General features: G+C 31.6%; 18 protein-coding genes and 1 tRNA gene. 17 read left to right on the plus strand and 2 right to left on the minus strand.

The features are described from left to right. From dnaA to dnaB, 12 genes are all read left to right on the plus strand, one after another. Positions 1-1,362 carry a chromosomal replication initiator protein DnaA gene (gene dnaA / locus G6Z82_RS00005; protein WP_006736154.1) on the plus strand — a complete coding sequence of 454 codons (1,362 nt, stop codon included), beginning with the start codon at positions 1-3 and terminating at the stop codon, positions 1,360-1,362. Positions 1,363-1,533: 171 nt separating this feature from the next. Continuing rightward, positions 1,534-2,664, plus strand: a complete 1,131-nt coding sequence (gene dnaN / locus G6Z82_RS00010) for a DNA polymerase III subunit beta (protein ID WP_006734785.1) — start codon at positions 1,534-1,536, stop codon at positions 2,662-2,664. A gap of 201 nt (positions 2,665-2,865) precedes the next feature. Beyond that, positions 2,866-3,111, plus strand: a complete 246-nt coding sequence (gene yaaA, locus G6Z82_RS00015) for a S4 domain-containing protein YaaA (protein WP_006729292.1) — start codon at positions 2,866-2,868, stop codon at positions 3,109-3,111. Between the two features lie 3 nt (positions 3,112-3,114). Then, on the plus strand, positions 3,115-4,236 hold the full coding sequence (gene recF / locus G6Z82_RS00020) for a DNA replication/repair protein RecF (RefSeq protein WP_164785667.1): 1,122 nt from the start codon (positions 3,115-3,117) through the stop codon (positions 4,234-4,236). Beyond that, complete coding sequence (gene gyrB, locus G6Z82_RS00025) at positions 4,237-6,198, plus strand: DNA topoisomerase (ATP-hydrolyzing) subunit B (RefSeq protein ID WP_006729290.1); 1,962 nt, start codon at positions 4,237-4,239, stop codon at positions 6,196-6,198. Positions 6,199-6,207: 9 nt separating this feature from the next. After that, on the plus strand, positions 6,208-8,655 hold the full coding sequence (gyrA, locus tag G6Z82_RS00030) for a DNA gyrase subunit A (protein ID WP_006734708.1): 2,448 nt from the start codon (positions 6,208-6,210) through the stop codon (positions 8,653-8,655). A 177-nt stretch (positions 8,656-8,832) separates the two neighbouring features. After that, the gene (gene rpsF / locus G6Z82_RS00035) at positions 8,833-9,129 is read left to right on the plus strand and encodes a 30S ribosomal protein S6 (protein WP_006729288.1); all 297 of its coding nucleotides are present in this window, start codon (positions 8,833-8,835) and stop codon (positions 9,127-9,129) included. Positions 9,130-9,164: 35 nt separating this feature from the next. Further along, the gene (gene ssb / locus G6Z82_RS00040) at positions 9,165-9,620 is read left to right on the plus strand and encodes a single-stranded DNA-binding protein (RefSeq protein WP_006729287.1); all 456 of its coding nucleotides are present in this window, start codon (positions 9,165-9,167) and stop codon (positions 9,618-9,620) included. Between the two features lie 28 nt (positions 9,621-9,648). Further along, positions 9,649-9,885 (plus strand): 30S ribosomal protein S18, encoded by a 237-nt coding sequence (gene rpsR, locus G6Z82_RS00045; protein ID WP_006729286.1) that lies wholly within the window; start codon positions 9,649-9,651, stop codon positions 9,883-9,885. A 167-nt stretch (positions 9,886-10,052) separates the two neighbouring features. After that, positions 10,053-12,068, plus strand: a complete 2,016-nt coding sequence (locus tag G6Z82_RS00050) for a DHH family phosphoesterase (protein ID WP_160807999.1) — start codon at positions 10,053-10,055, stop codon at positions 12,066-12,068. 15 nt (positions 12,069-12,083) lie between these two features. Then, the gene (rplI, locus tag G6Z82_RS00055; protein ID WP_006729284.1) at positions 12,084-12,539 is read left to right on the plus strand and encodes a 50S ribosomal protein L9; all 456 of its coding nucleotides are present in this window, start codon (positions 12,084-12,086) and stop codon (positions 12,537-12,539) included. 5 nt (positions 12,540-12,544) lie between these two features. Then, complete coding sequence (gene dnaB / locus G6Z82_RS00060) at positions 12,545-13,918, plus strand: replicative DNA helicase (protein ID WP_006734298.1); 1,374 nt, start codon at positions 12,545-12,547, stop codon at positions 13,916-13,918. 21 nt (positions 13,919-13,939) lie between these two features. Here the strand turns inward: dnaB and G6Z82_RS00065 are convergent, their stop codons facing one another. Together G6Z82_RS00065 and G6Z82_RS00070 are read right to left on the minus strand one after the other, a co-directional pair. Then, a complete protein-coding gene (locus tag G6Z82_RS00065) occupies positions 13,940-15,115 on the minus strand; it encodes an Mbeg1-like protein (RefSeq protein WP_164785668.1) in 1,176 nt (391 codons plus the stop codon). Positions 15,116-15,121: 6 nt separating this feature from the next. Then, complete coding sequence (locus G6Z82_RS00070; protein ID WP_006729271.1) at positions 15,122-15,808, minus strand: MgtC/SapB family protein; 687 nt, start codon at positions 15,806-15,808, stop codon at positions 15,122-15,124. A gap of 146 nt (positions 15,809-15,954) precedes the next feature. Here G6Z82_RS00070 and G6Z82_RS00075 point away from each other — a divergent pair. The 5 genes from G6Z82_RS00075 (at position 15,955) to G6Z82_RS00095 (ending at position 18,784) form a co-directional block, all read left to right on the plus strand. After that, positions 15,955-16,027 (plus strand) — tRNA-Thr (locus G6Z82_RS00075). Positions 16,028-16,276: 249 nt separating this feature from the next. Next, positions 16,277-16,657: a transcriptional regulator gene (locus G6Z82_RS00080; protein WP_006734697.1), complete on the plus strand. Its 381-nt coding sequence runs from the start codon at positions 16,277-16,279 to the stop codon at positions 16,655-16,657. 21 nt (positions 16,658-16,678) lie between these two features. After that, positions 16,679-17,905 carry an MFS transporter gene (locus G6Z82_RS00085; protein ID WP_006734769.1) on the plus strand — a complete coding sequence of 409 codons (1,227 nt, stop codon included), beginning with the start codon at positions 16,679-16,681 and terminating at the stop codon, positions 17,903-17,905. A 117-nt stretch (positions 17,906-18,022) separates the two neighbouring features. Next, on the plus strand, positions 18,023-18,322 hold the full coding sequence (locus tag G6Z82_RS00090; protein WP_006733279.1) for a hypothetical protein: 300 nt from the start codon (positions 18,023-18,025) through the stop codon (positions 18,320-18,322). A 255-nt stretch (positions 18,323-18,577) separates the two neighbouring features. After that, a complete protein-coding gene (locus G6Z82_RS00095; RefSeq protein ID WP_006733285.1) occupies positions 18,578-18,784 on the plus strand; it encodes a hypothetical protein in 207 nt (68 codons plus the stop codon). The last annotated feature ends 265 nt before the right edge of the window (positions 18,785-19,049 follow it).

The following is a 19,049-nucleotide window of genomic DNA, read 5'->3' on the forward strand; positions in this document are numbered from 1 at the left end:
TTGTTAGACTTAGAAAAATTTTGGCAATTTTTTACTGACAATATGAAAAAACGTTACAGTGAAGTTGCTTACAATGCATGGTTTAAAAATACAAAACCACTTTCTTTTGATAAAAATAGCAAACAAATGACTATATCTGTTGAATCTCCCGTATCAAAAGGATATTGGGAAAAGAATTTAGCATCTCAACTGATTCAAGAAGCATATGCTTATACAGATATGGAAATTATCCCAATATTTAAAATTGCAGGCGATACTAATTCTGAACGTTTTGTCGTACATAAAACTCAAAAAAAACAAGAACCTGTAATTGAAAACAACCACAATGAATTTGCCAAAGATTTGCAATTAAATAGTAAATATACTTTCGATACATTTGTACAAGGCGAAGGAAATAAGTTAGCTGCTGGAGCTGCTTTAGCTGTAGCTGATAATCCTGGTAGTTTTTATAATCCACTTTTTATTTTTGGTGGTGTTGGACTAGGTAAAACTCACTTGATGCAAGCTATTGGACATCAAATGCTAACGGAAAAAGCTAATGCTAAAATTGTATATATTCAGAGTGAAACTTTCGTTAATGATTTCATCAATTCTATAAAAAATAAGACACAAGATCTTTTCAGAGAAAAATATAGAACCTGTGACCTATTATTGGTAGATGATATCCAATTTTTCGCAAAAAAAGAGGGTATTCAGGAAGAATTTTTCCATACTTTTGAAACACTTTATAACGATCAAAAACAAATTGTGATGACCAGTGATCGCCTACCAAATGAGATTCCTGACTTGTCAGAGCGTTTAGTTTCAAGATTTGCATGGGGCTTACAAGTTGAAATTACACCGCCTGATTTAGAAACTAGAATAGCTATTTTACGTAAAAAAGCAGAAGCAGACGGCCTTGGAATCGATGATAATACACTAGATTATGTAGCTTCTCAAGTTGATACAAATATTCGTGAATTAGAAGGTGCTCTTGTTAAAGTGCAAGCTCATGCAACGATAGAAAGAGAAGATATTAACCTTAATTTAGCTAAAGAAGCACTCGCAGATTTAAAATTAGTTCAAAAAACACGCGGACTCGAAATATCCAAAATTCAAGAAGTTGTGGCTAATTATTTTCAAACTTCAACTACAGAATTAAAGGGTAAGAAACGCGTAAAACAAATAGTAGTACCACGCCAAATTGCAATGTACTTATCAAGAAAATTAACAGATTCTAGCTTACCTAAAATAGGGCAAGAATTTGGGGGCAAAGATCATACAACTGTAATGCATGCCTATGAAAAAATAGAAAGATCACTAAAAACTGATTCTGAAATTAAATCGGCTGTGTATGATTTAAAAGCAATGTTAAATCATTAGGAAAGTTAATAACATGTGGATAAATGAGTTAATTATTCACATGTTTTTTACAGGTGAAATCTTTTATTTTTACTACTTATAGCCACTTTTCAACATAATCCACAGTACCTACTACTACTTCTATATAAATAAATATATAATTAATATAAAGAATAAAAAATGGAGGGGCATATGAAATTCATAATCGATCGAAATTTGTTTTTGAAAAATTTAAACAATGTTCTAAAAGCTATTTCTTCCAATACAGCTATTCCCATCTTGAAAGGGATAAAAATAGATTTATCGGAAAATACATTAACTTTGACGGGTAGTGATACAAATATTTCAATAAAAATAGATATCCCTAAAAACGAGGATCTGCATATTGAATCTACAGGCTCTATTGTATTACCGGCACGTTTTTTTAGTGAAATAATAAAAAAATTACCGGGCAAAGATTTTTCTTTTGAAGTAAAAGATAGTTTTCAAACGAAAATAATGTCTGAAAACAGTGATTTTACAATTAATGGATTAGATGCAGATAATTATCCTAAATTACCAGAAATAACACGAGAATCCTCTTTTGTTATCTCTGGTAAATCTTTCAAAGAAGTAATTTCTGAAACAGTTTTTGCAGTTGCTAATCAAGAAAACAGACCTATTTTGAATGGTGTAAATTTTGATTTCAATCCAAAAGAAATAAATGCAATCGCTACAGACAGTCATCGTTTATCAAGAAGAACATTAAAGCTTGCAACTGGTCCTGCAGTAGCAACTAATCTAGTTATTCCTGGCAATAGTTTAATTGAGTTATCAAAAATTATTGCTGATGATGATCCACAAGTTACTGTCATTCCAGGCGAAAATCAAGTTTTATTTAAAATTTCCAACATTAATTTTTATACAAGACTTTTAGAAGGATCATACCCTGATACCGAACGATTAATACCTCAGGAAGCAACTACTACAGTTGAACTAGATGCTCTTACTTTGGCACGTTCATTGGAAAGGGTTAGCTTATTAGCACATGAAAGTCGTAATAATGTGGTAAAAATGTATCTAAATGTGGAAGATCAGATTATAAAATTAAGTGGTGATTCTGCAGAAGTAGGTAATGTTGCAGAAGAATTAGCATTTGATTCCCTTAATGGTGAAAATTTAGAGATTTCATTTAATCCTGATTATTTGCGTGATGCATTGAGAGTTTCGATAACGGATTCGATAGTAATTAAATTTACGAAACCATTGAGACCATTTGTGGTCGTCCCTAAAGATAGTGATGAAAAATTTATTCAATTAATCACTCCAGTTAGAACTTTTTAATAAATAAAAAAGTAAGTTGCATATAATATTAACCAAAAATTCAGGTTGCTATTCATGTAGCTTGCTTTTTATTTGTCTCTAATTGACTATATCATAGCCAATAAGCGAAAATTATGATTGATTAGTCATAATATATTAAATTGTATAAAACATGGCTAAATAGTGGTATAAAATTGTATTTTATGCATAAAAAATATATAATTGAGTAGAGTATTATGTAAATGGGGTGGTTTTATCAAAGACTTTGTAATTAATGGAGAATTTATAACTCTAGCACAATTTTTAAAAGAAGAGTCAATAATATCTTCTGGTGGTCAAGCTAAATGGTATTTGAATGAAAATCCAGTTATGCTTAATGGAGTTCTTGAGAATCGTCGTGGTAAAAAAATCCATCCAGGTGATCAAATAGTAATTAATAAAAATTTATATAATTTTATTATGGGGTAATTGATGTATCTTGAAGGTTTAACTTTAAAGGATTTTCGAAATTTTGATAGAGTTAAAGTAAATTTTGATTCCCATATAAATATCTTTATTGGAAAAAATGCACAAGGTAAGACCAACTTGCTAGAAGCAATTTATTTTTTAGCACTTACCAAGTCACATAGAACTAGTGTAGATAAAGAATTAATAAAATTTAATATGAAAATTGCGGGTATCCATGGTACTTTGTGTAAAAGAAATATTAGGTTTGATCTTAAGTTATTAGTATCCAATAAGGGAAAGAAAGCATGGATAAATCGGTTAGAGCAGAAAAAGTTATCTAATTATTTGGGAACTATGAATGCGATTCTTTTTTCCCCTGAAGATTTATCATTAATAAAGGGATCGCCAGCGTTTAGAAGACGTTTTATGGATTTAGAATTTGGTCAAATAAATGCTGAATATCTTTACTTTTTAACGAGATATAGACAGGTTTTGCAACAGCGAAATACCTATTTGAAACAAATATCCAGTAAAAAAGCAAGTGATCCAATATTTTTAAATGTGCTAACTGATCAATTAGCTGGATTAGCAGCAGAAGTAGTGCATAAACGAGTGCTATATTTAGATTTGCTGAAAGAAAATGCTAAGAAAGCATATGCTTTTATAAGTGATCAGAAGGAAATTTTAGATATAGAATATAAGGCATCATTTCCTGAGTTTGACGAAAAGGACTCAGTAGAAAAAATATATAAAAAAATATTGTTAAGTTTTGAGCATGTAAAAGTCAATGAAATGAGGTTAGGTACTACATTGGTAGGACCACATCGAGATGATTTGCAAGTATTTATCAATAAAAAAAGTGCTCAGGAATATGCCTCGCAAGGGCAACAACGCTCGATTGTGCTTAGCATAAAATTAGCGGAAATTGACTTAATGCATAAGATATTGAATGAATATCCAATTTTATTGTTGGATGATGTAATGAGTGAGCTAGATAATATAAGGCAGAAAAATTTACTTAATTATATTAATGGCAAGACTCAGACTTTTATTACTACAACTGATATAAATAGTATTTCCCAGGAAATGATTAAAATTCCAAGAATATTTAGAATAGTTTCAGGAACAGTAAGTGAGGAGAAGTAAATGGCTGATAATAAGAATATTCAGGACCAAGCACTTAATTTCGAAAAGCGTGCAGAAAAATATAATGCAAGCCAAATTCAAGTGTTAGGTGGGCTGGAAGCTGTTAGAAAGCGTCCAGGTATGTACATCGGAAATACTAGTATACAAGGATTACATCACTTAGTATGGGAAATTATTGATAATAGTATTGATGAAAAATTGGCAGGTTTTGCCACCAAAATAGAAATTACTGTTAATGAAGATGGTAGTGTTACTGTTGAAGATGATGGTAGAGGAATACCAGTAGATATCCAAAAGAAAACTGGTAGATCTGCTTTGGAGACAGTTTTTACGGTGTTACATGCTGGTGGTAAATTTGGTGGTGGCGGATATAAGGTATCAGGTGGCTTACATGGTGTAGGTGCATCTGTTGTTAATGCTTTATCTACTAAATTAAATGTTATTGTCATGCGTGATGGTAAAAAATATTGTATTGATTTTAATCATGGACGTGTAGAACAAGAAGTACATGAAGTTGGTGAAGTACCATTAACTCAACATGGTACTATTGTACGCTTTTACCCAGATCCTGATATTTTTACTGAAACTACTGTTTTTGATGATCGAATTTTAAAAAATAGAATTAGAGAATTAGCATTTTTAAATAAAGGATTAAAATTAACCTTTACTGATAAAAGAAAAAATACAGCAGAAAAAGATATTTATCATTTTGAAGGTGGCATAAAGGAATACGTTTCTTTCCTCAATCAAAAAGAACAAGTATTATTTGAACCTCCTGTATATGTTGAAGGAGATTATGACGGTATTAATGTAGAAGCATCACTACAATATATCACTGGTTATAAGTCTACTTTGCTTACTTTTGCCAATAATATTCATACATATGAAGGTGGTATGCATGAGTCAGGATTTAAGACAGCTTTAACAAGAGTTGTTAATGATTATGCACGAAAAGCCAAAATTTTGAAGGATAATGATGATAATCTTTCAGGAGAAGATATTAGAGAAGGCATGACGGCAGTCATTTCTATTAAGCACCCTAATCCACAATTTGAAGGACAAACCAAAACAAAACTTGGAAATTCTGATGCAAGGGCGGCAGTTGATAAGGCATTCTCAGATACCTTTAGTAAGTTTTTATTGGAAAATCCGCAAGTTGGTAGAAAAATTGTAGAAAAAGGTCAATTAGCAGCACGAGCACGAATTGCAGCAAAACGTGCTCGTGAAGTAACACGTAAAAAATCTGGGTTGGAAATTGCTAATTTACCAGGAAAGCTTGCAGATAATACAAGTAATGATCCGAAGATTTCAGAATTGTTTATCGTCGAAGGTGATTCAGCTGGTGGTTCTGCAAAACAGGGTAGATCTAGATTAACTCAAGCTATTTTGCCGATTAGAGGTAAAATCTTGAATGTAGAAAAAGCCTCTATGGATAGGATTTTAGCTAATCAAGAAATAAGGACTATTTTTACTGCTTTGGGTACTGGCTTTGGTGCTGATTTTGATATTAACAAAGCTAGATATCATAAATTAATCATAATGACTGATGCTGATGTTGATGGTGCACATATTAGAACTTTATTGTTAACTCTGTTTTATAGATATATGAAACCGATGATTAAGGCAGGTTATGTATATATAGCACGACCACCCCTATATCAAGTAAGGCAAGGTAAAGTTATTAAGTACTTGGATACTGATGAAGAGTTACATGATTATCTGGGAACTCTTCAACCTAGTCCGAAACCTATTGTTCAAAGATATAAAGGATTAGGTGAAATGGATCCAGAGCAATTATGGGAAACAACAATGAATCCAGAAAATAGGAGATTGGACCGCGTTGATCCAGAAGATGCAGAAGATGCAGAAGAAGCATTTGAAATGTTGATGGGTAATGAAGTAGGTCCTAGACGTGAATTCATTGAGCAAAATGCAAAATATGTTGAGAATTTGGATGCATAGGAGGCTTAAATGGATAACCAAAATCAAGATCACAGAATAAGAAATGTTGATCTAACAAAGACAATGCGTAGTTCTTTTTTGGATTATGCGATGTCAGTTATTGTTTCACGTGCATTACCAGATGTTCGAGACGGACTAAAGCCTGTTCAGCGACGTATTCTTTATGGAATGAATGAGCTAGGAGTTTTTCCTGATAAGCCGTATAAAAAATCTGCAAGAATTGTCGGAGAAGTTATGGGTAAATTTCACCCACATGGTGATTCATCGATATATGAGGCCATGGCTCATATGGCACAAGATTTTAGTTACCGTTATATGTTAGTAGATGGACATGGAAACTTTGGATCTATCGATGGAGATCGTCCAGCTGCAATGCGTTATACTGAAGCACGTATGAGTAAAATCGCAATGGAAATGTTGCGTGACATCAATAAGGATACTATTGATTGGCAAAGAAACTATGATGATAATGAAAATGAACCAGTAGTTTTACCTGCTAGAGTACCAGCATTATTAGTTAATGGTGTAAGCGGTATAGCAGTTGGTATGACTACCAATATACCGCCACACAATCTTTCTGAGATTATTTCTGGATTGCATATGTTGATGGAAAATCCTGATGTTTCTGTTAGAGAATTGATGACTGCTATTACTGGACCTGATTTTCCAACAGGTGGAATTATCATGGGACGTAGCGGTATTTTAAGAGCATATAAAACTGGTAAAGGTAATATCGTAGTTAGAGCAAAGACTAACATAGATACCGAAAAAAGTGGAAGAGAACGCATTATCATTAGTGAAATCCCTTATATGGTTAACAAAGCAGAATTAGTAAAAAAAATAGCCGATTTAGCCAGAGATAAAGTTGTAGATGGGATAACAGGTATACAAGATGAATCCGATCAAAAAGGATTGCGGATAACCATTGATATTAGGCGTGATGCAAGTGCGAGTGTCGTTTTAAATAATTTATTTAAACAAACACAATTACAATCTAATTTTGGTGTTAATATGGTCGCTATTGTGGATGGTTCACCTCATGTTTTGAATTTGAAGCAAATTTTGCAATATTATTTAGCTCACCAAGAAAATATTATTACCCGCAGAACTAAATATGATTTGAAAAAAGCCGAAGCAAGAGCTCACATTATTGAAGGTCTGAGAATAGCATTAGATCACATAGATGAAATTATAAAAATAATACGTGGTTCTAAAAATAGTGATATTGCTAAAGAGCAATTAATTACGAGGTTCGGATTGGATGATCGCCAGGCACAAGCTATTTTAGATATGCGATTAGTTCGACTAACTGGTTTGGAAAGAGATAAATTAGAAGAAGAATATCGTGATTTGTTAGAAAAAATTGACGATTATAAAGATATCTTAGCTAAGCCCGAGCGTGTTGATCAAATTATCTTTAATGAATTGTTGGATATTCAAAAGAGATTTGGCGATGAGAGAAGAACTGAAATCTCAGATAGTGAAATTATTTCAATTGATGATGAAGATTTAATTGAAAAGCAAAATGTTCTTTTAACATTAACTCATAATGGTTATATTAAACGTATGCCTGCAGATGAATTTAAAGTTCAAAATAGAGGTGGACGTGGAATTAGAGGTATGGGTGTACAAAATGATGACTTTATTAATCATTTAATTTATGTCAATACTCATGATTACCTGTTATTCTTTACGAATAAGGGAAAGGTATATTCCAAGAAATCATATGAAATACCAGAATATGGCAGAGCAGCTAAGGGTTTACCTATCATTAATTTAGTTCAATTGGAAAAAGGCGAGAAGGTCCAAGCTGTTGTAAAAATAGCTACTAATGATACAAATAAATATTTAATGTTTGTGACTAAGTATGGTATTGTTAAACGAATTAGTATTAGTGAATTTACTAATATTAGGCGTAGTGGTCTAATTGCGTTAAATTTACGAGAAAATGATGAATTAAGTAACGTTTTGCTTACAGATGGATCACAAAATATTTTAATTGGTACTCGCTTAGGATATGCTGTAATTTTCAATGAAAATGAAGTCAGAACGATGGGGAGAGTTGCATCTGGGGTTCGTGGTATCAAATTGCGTGCTAATGACTATGTTGTAGGATCTTCAATCGTTGATGATCATTCTGAAGTTTTAGTTATATCTGAAAAAGGTTATGGAAAACGAACACTAGCAAGTGAGTATCCAATTAAGAGTAGAGGATGCATGGGAGTTAAAACTGCTAATGTTACTGAAAAAAATGGACCATTAGTTGGTGTCACGGTAGTTGATGGTAGTGAAGATCTTATGCTAATCACTGATGCTGGCGTTATCATTAGATTAGAAGTTGATGGTGTATCGCAAACAGGTCGAGCAACCATCGGTGTTCGATTAATTAAATTAGATCAAGGAACTAAGGTTGCAAGTTTAACTAGAGTTAAATCAGAAGATAATTCTGAAATTTAAAAATAAAAATTACCATATTTTGCGTAATTATTTTTGGGCAAAGCCCAGGATCACGTAAAAAATTATGGTAATTTTTTAATTCTTGTGATAAAATCAAAGATTGTGAGTAATATCAATAATTACTCCTTGTTCTTGATTATCTCAAGAACCATTTAGTCCAAGAGGAGGTGTACTGTAATGGCAAAAACTAAGTATGAAATTACATATATTATTAAGCCGGATATTGATGAAGATTCTAAGAAGGCCTTGATCGAACGCTTTGATAAAGTTGTGACAGACAATGGTGCTCAAGAACTTGAGTCAAAAGATTGGGGTAAGAGACACTTTGCATATGAAATTGAAAAATATCGTGAAGGTACTTACCACATTTTAACTTTTGTTGCTGAAAATGCAGCAGCTGTTGATGAATTTGGTCGTTTATCCCGTATTGATGGTCAAATTTTACGTTCAATGACTGTTAAGTTAGATAAGTAATATTTTTCGTGAATTAGGAAAGGAGACATATAAGTATGATTAATAATGTTGTACTCGTTGGTCGTTTAACACGTGATCCTGATTTGCGTACTACTGAAAGTGGAATTTCAGTTGCTACCTTTACTTTGGCAGTTGATCGTCAATTTTCTAATAGTCAAGGTGAGCGAGAAGCTGATTTTATAAATTGCGTAGTTTGGCGTAAAGCTGCTGAGAATTTAGCAAACTTTACTTCAAAAGGTTCGCTTATTGGTGTTCAGGGACGTATTCAGACAAGAAGCTATGATAACAAAGAAGGTCAACGTGTATACGTTACGGAAGTAGTTGTTGATAGTTTTTCATTTTTAGAATCACGTCGTAGTCGCGAAAATAAACCAGTAGCAAGCAATAATTTCAGCACTACAAATAATGTACCTACTGAGGAACCTAAGCAGGATCCTTTTGCAGATACAGGTAAGACGATAGAAATTTCAGAAGACGATTTACCGTTTTAATAATAAATTTTAGAAAGGACTTGTAGACATGGTTCAACAAAGAAGAACTACACATCGCCGTCGTAAAGTTGACTTTATTTCGGCTAACCATATTGATTACATCGACTACAAAGATGTTGATTTGTTGAAACGTTTTATCTCAGAAAGAGGTAAAATTTTGCCGCGTCGTGTCACTGGTACAAGTGCAAAGAATCAACGTATGTTGACTGTTGCTATTAAGAGAGCTCGTGTTATGGGCTTGTTGCCATTTGTTTCAGAAGACTAGGCTAAATAAATTTTGAATAAAATTGAGCTGATACCAGTTAATTGACTGATATCAGCTTTTTTGTTATAAACTGATATTTAAATTTAATATGATACTGGAATTAATAAGGTATAATATATATTATTGCGGAGTGCATAATTTGTAAAACTCACTAGGAAGGAATCTTTATGAAAGATTTTCTACGCAAACTTGAATTACCAGCATTTGTCAAAGATTCACGTTTAACTGCATCATTAATTATTGTTCTTTCACTGTCATTTGTTGGCTTTATTGTTGGCCTATTAATAAGCCCCTTATATGGGTTGGCTATGTTATTACTTTTTATTTTGACATGTACGTTTAGTATTTATGGAATTTATGTTTTAGCTATAAATACTAATAATTATGCTTCTAACTTATCTTATCGTATAAAACGTGGAGAACAGGAAGCAATGATAAAAATGCCATTAGGAATATTACTCTATGATGAAGATCAACAGATCCAGTGGGTTAATCCATATCTACAGTTATTTTTAAAAAATAATGATATGATAGGAACCTCACTCAAAAATCTAGATGAACAGCTATACAAAAGTATCAATGATGCTATAAGAGATAAAGATACTAATAATAGAGTTATTAGAGTAGGAAAGCATAAATGTGAAATTGTTGTCCAAAATGATTTAGGTGTAGTGTATATATTAGATATAACTAAGTATGCAGCTATTGAACGACGATATCAGGATCAACGATTATCTATTGGATTAATTTTTATTGATAATTATGATGAATTAAGTCAAGCTATGGGTGATCAGAATTTAACCGATATGAGTTCATATATTCAAAATGCATTAAATGAATATGCTAAAAGATTTAATGCATATCTTAAAAGGATAGATGAAGATCATTATTTGTTGTTATCCCATATGATTGATTTACATAAAATGGAAGCTGATCGATTTTCTATTTTGGATAAAGTCAGGAAAGAATCTAGCAGATGTAATACACCATTAACTTTATCAGTTGGTATTGCATTTGGATCCGAAAGTTTAAATGATATTTCTGAACAAGCACAGTCTAATTTAGATTTAGCATTAGGTCGTGGAGGAGATCAAGTAGTTGTTAGACAAATTGGTAAAGATGCACACTTTTATGGTGGCAAATCAAATCCAATGGAAAAGAGAACCAGAGTAAGAGCTAGAGTAGTTTCGCAAGCATTACAGGAACTATTTAAAGATGCAGATCATGTTTTTGTACAAGGACATAAGAGCCCAGACTTGGATGCCATCGGGTCAGCTATAGGTATTGTAAAAATTGCCAGAATACATGGTGTTAAAGCTAATGTTATATTAGATTTGAGTGAACTTAATTATGATGTTGAACGTTTAATTAAGAAGATGCAGGAAGCAGGGGTTGATAAAGAAATATTTATCTCACCTGATGAGGCAGTTCAAATCGCTACAGATAATTCTTTATTGGTTTTAACAGATCATTCTAAATATTCTATCACTTACAATCAATCCATATATGATAAGATGAAAAATCGTTTAGTCGTGATTGATCATCATAGACGTGGAGAAGAATTTCCAGAAAATCCGATGTTAGTGTACATTGAACCATATGCTTCTTCTACATGTGAACTTGTTACTGAAATGATTGAATATCAACCGCAAGGCGGAGATGGTGTATTAAATTATTTAGAAGCAACAGCGATGTTAGCAGGAATTACGGTAGATTCTAAAGAATTTTCATTGAGAACGGGAACTAGGACTTTTGATGCAGCTAGTTATTTGCGTTCTATAGGTGCTGATTCGCAGGTTGTTTCGTATTTGCTTAAAGAAAGTATTGATAATTATTTAAAACGGAGTTATCTGGTATCAACTGTTGATATGGTTCATTCTAATATGGCTATTTTGTCAGGAAATGATAGTGAAATTTATGATGCTATTATCATTGCTCAAGCTGCGGATACAGCGTTATCTTTAGAAGGTGTATCAGCTAGTTTTGCGATTGCCAGAAGATATAATTCGATGATTGGTATCTCTGCTAGATCTACAGGAAAAATAAATGTTCAAGTAATTATGGAAAAATTAGGTGGTGGTGGTCATTTATCTAATGCTGCTACACAATTAGATAATATTTCTGTATCAGAAGCAAAGGAGCGACTATTACAAGCAATTGATAGCTATTTACAGGAGAATTGATAGGAGGAAAAATATATGAAAGTAATTTTTATATCTGATGTAAAAGGTAAAGGTAAAAAAGGTCAAATTAAAGAAGTTCCAACAGGTTATGCTCAAAACTTTTTGCTTAAGAAGGGACTTGCTAAAGAAGCTACAAGTTCAAATTTAAATATACAGAAACGTTTAGAAAAGGCTGAACATGATGCTTATGAAGCAGAAAAAGCTGAAGCTGAACAAATTAAGTTGAAATTGGAAGATGACAAAACGATTGTTAAATTTCAATCTAAAGCTGGCAACGATTCTAGATTATTTGGATCTATTTCAAGTAAAAAAATTGTGGAAGGCTTAGAAGAACAATTTGGTATTGTAATTGATAAAAGAAAATTGATGCTACCAGAGCCCATTAAAGCATTAGGTTATACTAATGTAGCCGTAAAGCTTTTTAAAGGTATTGAGGCAAAGATTAGGGTTCATATTACGGAGAAAAAATAAAATAAATGGCTAATATTATATCGCAACAGATACCACACGACAGCGAAGCAGAAAAGGCAGTTTTAGGTGCTATTTTTTTGGATAATAGTGCGATTGTAGATGCATATGATATATTGAAACCAGATGATTTTTATGAACGTGCCAATAAACTAGTTTTTCAAGCGATGATTAATATATCTGAACGCGATGAGGGTATAGATGCATTAACATTGCAAGATGAATTGAAAAAAAATAACCAGTTAGATGATATTGGTGGTATTGCTTATGTATCAGAATTAGCTATGTCGACGCCTACGGCAGTTCATATAACCTATTATGCCAATATAGTTAAACGTAAAGCTATCTTGCGAAATCTGATTTTTACTAGTCAAAATATCATTCAAAATGCTATTAAAGATTCAGATGATATTACAGATATTTTAGATGATGCAGAGCGGTCGATCCTTAATGTATCACAAGATAATTCTCAGAACGGCTTTAAGACCATTAAAGACATTTTGAGTGAAACTATCGATAATATAAATAATATACCTGCTGATGGCAACATGGTAACGGGTCTGGCTACTGGTTTTGTGGAGCTAGATAAGATGACTACTGGATTTCACGATGATGAAATGATTGTCTTTGCTGCCAGACCAGGTGTAGGAAAAACTGCTTTTGCATTAAACGTTGCACAGCATGTTGGCTTGTATGACAAAAAAACTGTAGCTATTTTTTCATTGGAAATGGGTGCAGAGCAGTTAGTTCAAAGAATGTTAGCATCACAAGGATTAATTAATTCTCAGCATTTACGAACAGGACAATTGGATAGCGATGAATGGAACAAGCTTTTTGTTGCAAGTGGGTTGCTAGAAGCTACTGATATTTATATAGATGATACTCCTGGTATAAAAATTAGTGAGATAAGGGGAAAATCAAGAAAATTAGCCAAAGAAAAAGGAAATTTAGGGTTAATAGTAATTGATTATCTGCAACTTATTGAAGGTGGAAAGAGTGAAAGTAGGCAGCAAGAAGTTTCATTCATATCTAGGCAATTGAAAAAGTTAGCTAAAGAATTACACGTACCTGTAATAGCACTTTCACAATTATCAAGATCAGTTGAACAAAGGCAAGATAAAAGACCTGTATTATCTGATATTCGTGAGTCAGGATCTATTGAACAAGATGCAGATATTGTAGCATTTTTATATCGAGATGATTATTATCGAGACGATAAAAGTACAGATATTAAGAGCGAAAAAGATAATGGTGAAGTTGAAATTATCATCGAAAAGAATCGATCGGGTAGTAGAGGAACAGTTAAATTAATGTTTTCCAAACCATATAATAGATTTTCTAATTTGGATTTTGCACATAACAATGTTCCGCCTGAAAAATAGTGTATTATACAAAAAATAGACTCATGTGAGTCTATTTTTTTGCATAGTTTGATCATAAGAGTCATCTACAATGGGACCTTTATTCGAGTTATTAGATAAGGGCTTTAGTAATTTGGCTTTATTAATAAAGGGAATATTTATATGATTTTTAGCAGATGTAGCAATAATTGAAATCACTTCGTTAGCTACAATTTTTAGTTGAGGACTTAGTGACATATATGCTTGACTAAGATTAATTGCACTTCTTAACTTACTATCACGTAATTGAGAAAAATCAACGACATTTTGACTTTCCAAAGCGGAGAAGATTGCCATCCATAAACTTTCTCTATCATTAATAGGAATTTTAGTATTAACGGATATAAATGAATGACGTAGAATACGACTAGCATTAGTTAGTCCATTGCTTGCTAAAACAAAGCCATTACGGGCAACTTCCCATTGAATGATATTATGTTGTTTTAACATATTGGCATTGCTTTTAACAACTAATACATGTTCGGGATGGTCTAACATTAGACCAAAAATAGAGCCTTCAGGAATATATGTTATGAATTTTGGCAATACTTCTTTGTATTTAGATGGAGAATAATAATTATGCATTAAGCCAGGTCCATCAAAACTATATACTTTGATAATTCTATCTTGTATGAATTGAGGTGCGAAAATAGCTGCGTATTGTGAAAACATACCACCTTTTGAGTGACCAACGATATATATATTATCATTGTTAAATTGAGTAGCGATTCTTTGTAGATAATGTTTAGCAACAGTTAAACCACTAGTTTTAGGGTGAAAAGATAAATCAATATCTTCTTTAATACCAATCATTGATCCATCAGTTCCTCTAAAAGCAACTAAAATTGTGTTTTTATTTAAGCGAAAAGTAGCAGCAGAAAATTGAACTGGTGGGTTTGTTTTAATCGTATTGGTCCAATCCAAAATTTCTAAATCTCCATATCTTTTACAAAAAGGAATAAGCTGTAATTGTTCTTTTTCATAGCCATTAACCTTTTTTAGCATATCTTGATTGTTAATATATTCAGAAGCTAAGTCGGATAATAGTATCTTTTTATTAATTGTTGGAAATGGTAAATACACAAAAGTAGCAAAGAAAGCAGCATCAATACTGTTAAATTTGTTTATAGAAAAAGGTAAATCTCCACGCCAACGCATATAATTTAAAATATTAGCCATATATATTTACCCGCGAGCACAACTAACACGATGAATATAATTATTTTTTTCTAGAGTGATGATGATATCATTTTCGTCTTTGCGGCTTTTTATGATGCCGTCTACATTAATAAGTAGGCGATCTTTAGATGCATTGATTAGTTTTAATGAGACTTGTTCAACGTCATTGTTAGCCAAAATTTGTTTTAATTCATTTAATATGTTAGGTACATTATCTACCTCTATCTGAACATTAAATCTGACATGTACTATTAAAAAGTTGATAAAAGTATCATCGTGAAAGACTATTTGCACTATAAATAAGAAACATGTACTAATAATTCCAATAGTATACATTCCTGCACCAACAGCTGTACCAATGGCAGCTGTTGCCCATACACCAGCTGCTGTAGTCAGACCTGAAACTTGTGCCTTTCTAACTAAAATTGTTCCAGCACCAATAAAGGAAATACCAGTAACAATTTGTGCGGCAATACGTGAGGGATCTAATCCTATACCTGTATCTTTCAAAATATCGAAGAAACCATATTTAGATACGATCATGAAAAGTGCAGAAGCTACAGCAACGACAATATGAGTTCTAATACCTGCACTTTTTCTCAACGTAGCACGTTCGTAACCGATGGCTGCACCACAAAGAGCAGCAATTAATATTCTAAAAAAACAATCCAGAAAAAATGGAAAATTTTGCATATCTAAAAACAGTCCTTTTTATAAAATGTATACCTATATTTTATCTTATTTTCAAAATAAAAGAACAATAAAGTTATAAAAATAAAAAAACACTTGAAAAATGAATCTATTTATGATTAAATAAATAATTGTGTTAGGAATGATACGCTGACTTAGCTCAGTTGGCAGAGCACGTCACTAGTAATGATGAGGTCGAAGGTTCGAATCCTTTAGTCAGCATTTAAAAGAATCATTTAGATTGATTAGCCTTTATTTATTAACGTTTTACGAAGATAAATTAAGGTTAATTTTTTTGTGTGAAGAAAAATGATGCACACTAAGTGCACGCAGTTAAATTATTAAAGTGCAATTTTTGCACACAGTTTTTAGCGTGGAATAATGATTAAAGCAAGTGTTCAGGCATGATATACTTGCTTTTTTTAGTAGTTAACATTAAGATAAAATAAAAAGATTTGGAAAGATAAAAATATGACTATTGATGAAGCATTAAAAGAAGAGCAGGACAAGTTAGGTCTTACTGAAGAAAAAATGGTACAAGGAATTATGTCAAAGAGTGCTTATTCTAGAGTTATACATAATGAAAGAAATATAAGCAGTAAAGCATTAGTAAAAATATTATTTAAAAATGGTATAGATATAATTACTTTCTTTTCTAAGATAGAGGACACTTATTTATCTGAATCAAGTAATTTAGAAAAGAAACTGTCATGTGCAATTGGTGAAGCGGTTAATAACCATGAAGTAGATAAAGTAAAATTGTATTACCGCATAATAGTGAACTCCGATGTTAGTAGTTACCTTTTTTTCCAAGAGAAAATAATTGGAAAGAAAGCTATCAACATGAGTTAGAAGATTAAAAAAGGAAAAAATATGTTCTCCAAAAAATACTCTAATATATATAAACTTTTAATAGGGCGAATAGCTACCAATATTGCAGATAGTTTATTTTATATGGCTATTTTGTGGTATTTCAAAGAGAATAGAAATTCGCAATTGATGGTTTCAATTCTTTTTACTATATCTTCTGGAATAGATATGATGTCTTTCAGTTTGGGACCATTGATAGATAAGATTTCAATTAAAGGATTACTTAAATATTCAACCTTTATTCAAATAGTTATAAGTATTATAGTGGTAACAATTTTGGGTATAGGACAAAAAAGTTATATTATAGATATAATATTATTACTCTTGTTTACTATATCCTCTATACTATCTGCTATTATCTATCCTTCTGAATATAAATTACTGCCATTATTTGTAACAAAAAAAGATTTACTACGTTTTAATGGTTTGTTTCAGGTCACGTATAAAATATTAGATTTGATACTAGATGGTATTACAACATTTATTATCACTTTTTCTTCTGTTAGTTTTACAATAATATTTTCAGCAGTAATTTTTGGAATTGCATTATTGTTTTATCATAGCATTCAAATCAATATCTTGGCTAAAAATATTTTGGAGGATGATTCCTATTTTACAAGCTCTTATTTTAACGATCTATTATTAGGATGGAAGACATTAAGAAAAGAAAAATCTATTTTAGAATTGATTTTACCATTATGTGTAGTTAATCTTTTTTACGGCATATTTGCAGTTGGGTTACCTTTTTTTGCACAAACGTATATCCAAACTTCGGCGTTAGGATACGGAAAATTATTAATTGCTTCATCATTTGGAAGCATAATAGGGGCTTTTTTAGTTCAAAAATTTGATCTAGGTAAAAAAAATATGGGACAGTTTATAGCAATTTGTTTTTTAGGAGCAGGTATATTTAGATTATTTGTACCATTATCAGTAAGTGTAGGAATTGGGTTAGTATTGATAAATTCAGTTATATCACCATTATGGATCACTATGATGAATACAAATTTTGAAGCGTTAGTTCAAACAAGTTTTTCATCTGCTATTTTAGGTAGAGTTGAAACTATAAACGATAGTCTTTTGTCAATAATGATTCCTATAGGAACTTTACTGGGAGGATGGATTGTTAAATCTTATGGTTCACTTATTACTCAATATATATATGGAATAGCATTGATATGTAGTTCTATTTATTACTTTATGGTGGAAAAATCAAAAAATATAAATTGAAAGCCTTTAAATCAATTAAGAGATGTTGATCAACACTTCTTTAACGATTTTGGACATTGGTATCTTAAGAACCATCCTAAAGCAAGCGTTAAAAAGAGTACTGTAATAGATGTAACTTTGGCACACCTTAGAACATTCTTTACTTTTCTTTTGGATAAGGCAGTTTTAAGCATTAATCCAATTCCTAGAGGTTATCTAAAATTATTCTTTAAGCAGGCTGATTTTAGTATTGGTAGGAAGTTGCACTTATTTTCTAAAGATGAAATTAGTGCGTTAAGGGAAGAATTACTTAAAGAGTATAAAGGAGCTACTATTGCTAATTCTGTATCTAGGTTAGCTTTAATTGTAGATACTTATCTGGGATTACGACCAGAAGAGTTACAAGTGTTAAAGTTTGAGCAATTAGTAAAGTATTAAGGCTCTTATACTTTTAAAATCGATGATAGCTGGTCGGAAAAAGAAAAAAAGCCTAATGGTTCTTTGAAAGACAGACCCAAAGGTGCTTATAGATATTGTTTGCCAATTAAGAATATTGAAGTAATTGATTTGATTAAAGATTTTCAGATTAAACAAAAAAAGTACCTCGATGAATATGGTTAAAAAAATACATCGGGATACATTTTTCTGAACTTACACAATTATAAATCAATTAGTTCAAATAACCGATTACCAGTGACACAAAAAAGCTTAAATGAAAAACTAAAAGCTGTTTGTAAGAATGCAGGGATTGAAAAACAGAAAGATTCAATTTTAGCTTTGTATTCTTTGAGAGTTTATTTAAGCAGTTTACTAGGTAATGATAATCGCATATCTAATATGTATGCTTGCCAAAGAATGGGAAATACTATTCAAGTTTTTCTTTCAAAATATGTAAAATAAAATCGTGAATCTTATAAAGAAAATTCTCAACTTTGTAATCGTTAGTTAAAAGTGCACTTTATTTGCACTTTGCAAGTATTGTGCCTATTAAAAATATTGATATATCAAGGGTGTTGGCTAAAACCTCTGTGCTTCTAGTCAGCATTAGTTAAATAACTTACACGTTTTAGGTCTATCATTTGAGTTCGAGAGAGCTTGATATGATAGACTTTTTTTGTGTTTAATTTTGCTTAATGATAAATAAAGTTTCACAAAAAAACTCAAA

This window comes from Lactobacillus iners, from assembly GCF_011058775.1.
Classification (GTDB): domain Bacteria; phylum Bacillota; class Bacilli; order Lactobacillales; family Lactobacillaceae; genus Lactobacillus; species Lactobacillus iners.

Bases quoted from the DNA above. Each gene is read 5' to 3' on its own strand.
- G6Z82_RS00065 (WP_164785668.1), bottom strand. From the start codon at position 15,115: ATGGCTAATATTTTAAATTATATGCGTTGGCGTGGAGATTTACCTTTT.
- gyrB (WP_006729290.1), top strand. From the start codon at position 4,237: ATGGCTGATAATAAGAATATTCAGGACCAAGCACTTAATTTCGAAAAG.
- G6Z82_RS00070 (WP_006729271.1), bottom strand. From the start codon at position 15,808: ATGCAAAATTTTCCATTTTTTCTGGATTGTTTTTTTAGAATATTAATT.
- G6Z82_RS00050 (WP_160807999.1), top strand. From the start codon at position 10,053: ATGAAAGATTTTCTACGCAAACTTGAATTACCAGCATTTGTCAAAGAT.
- rpsR (WP_006729286.1), top strand. From the start codon at position 9,649: ATGGTTCAACAAAGAAGAACTACACATCGCCGTCGTAAAGTTGACTTT.
- recF (WP_164785667.1), top strand. From the start codon at position 3,115: ATGTATCTTGAAGGTTTAACTTTAAAGGATTTTCGAAATTTTGATAGA.
- G6Z82_RS00085 (WP_006734769.1), top strand. From the start codon at position 16,679: ATGTTCTCCAAAAAATACTCTAATATATATAAACTTTTAATAGGGCGA.
- dnaB (WP_006734298.1), top strand. From the start codon at position 12,545: ATGGCTAATATTATATCGCAACAGATACCACACGACAGCGAAGCAGAA.
- rpsF (WP_006729288.1), top strand. From the start codon at position 8,833: ATGGCAAAAACTAAGTATGAAATTACATATATTATTAAGCCGGATATT.
- G6Z82_RS00080 (WP_006734697.1), top strand. From the start codon at position 16,277: ATGACTATTGATGAAGCATTAAAAGAAGAGCAGGACAAGTTAGGTCTT.
- ssb (WP_006729287.1), top strand. From the start codon at position 9,165: ATGATTAATAATGTTGTACTCGTTGGTCGTTTAACACGTGATCCTGAT.
- dnaN (WP_006734785.1), top strand. From the start codon at position 1,534: ATGAAATTCATAATCGATCGAAATTTGTTTTTGAAAAATTTAAACAAT.
- gyrA (WP_006734708.1), top strand. From the start codon at position 6,208: ATGGATAACCAAAATCAAGATCACAGAATAAGAAATGTTGATCTAACA.
- rplI (WP_006729284.1), top strand. From the start codon at position 12,084: ATGAAAGTAATTTTTATATCTGATGTAAAAGGTAAAGGTAAAAAAGGT.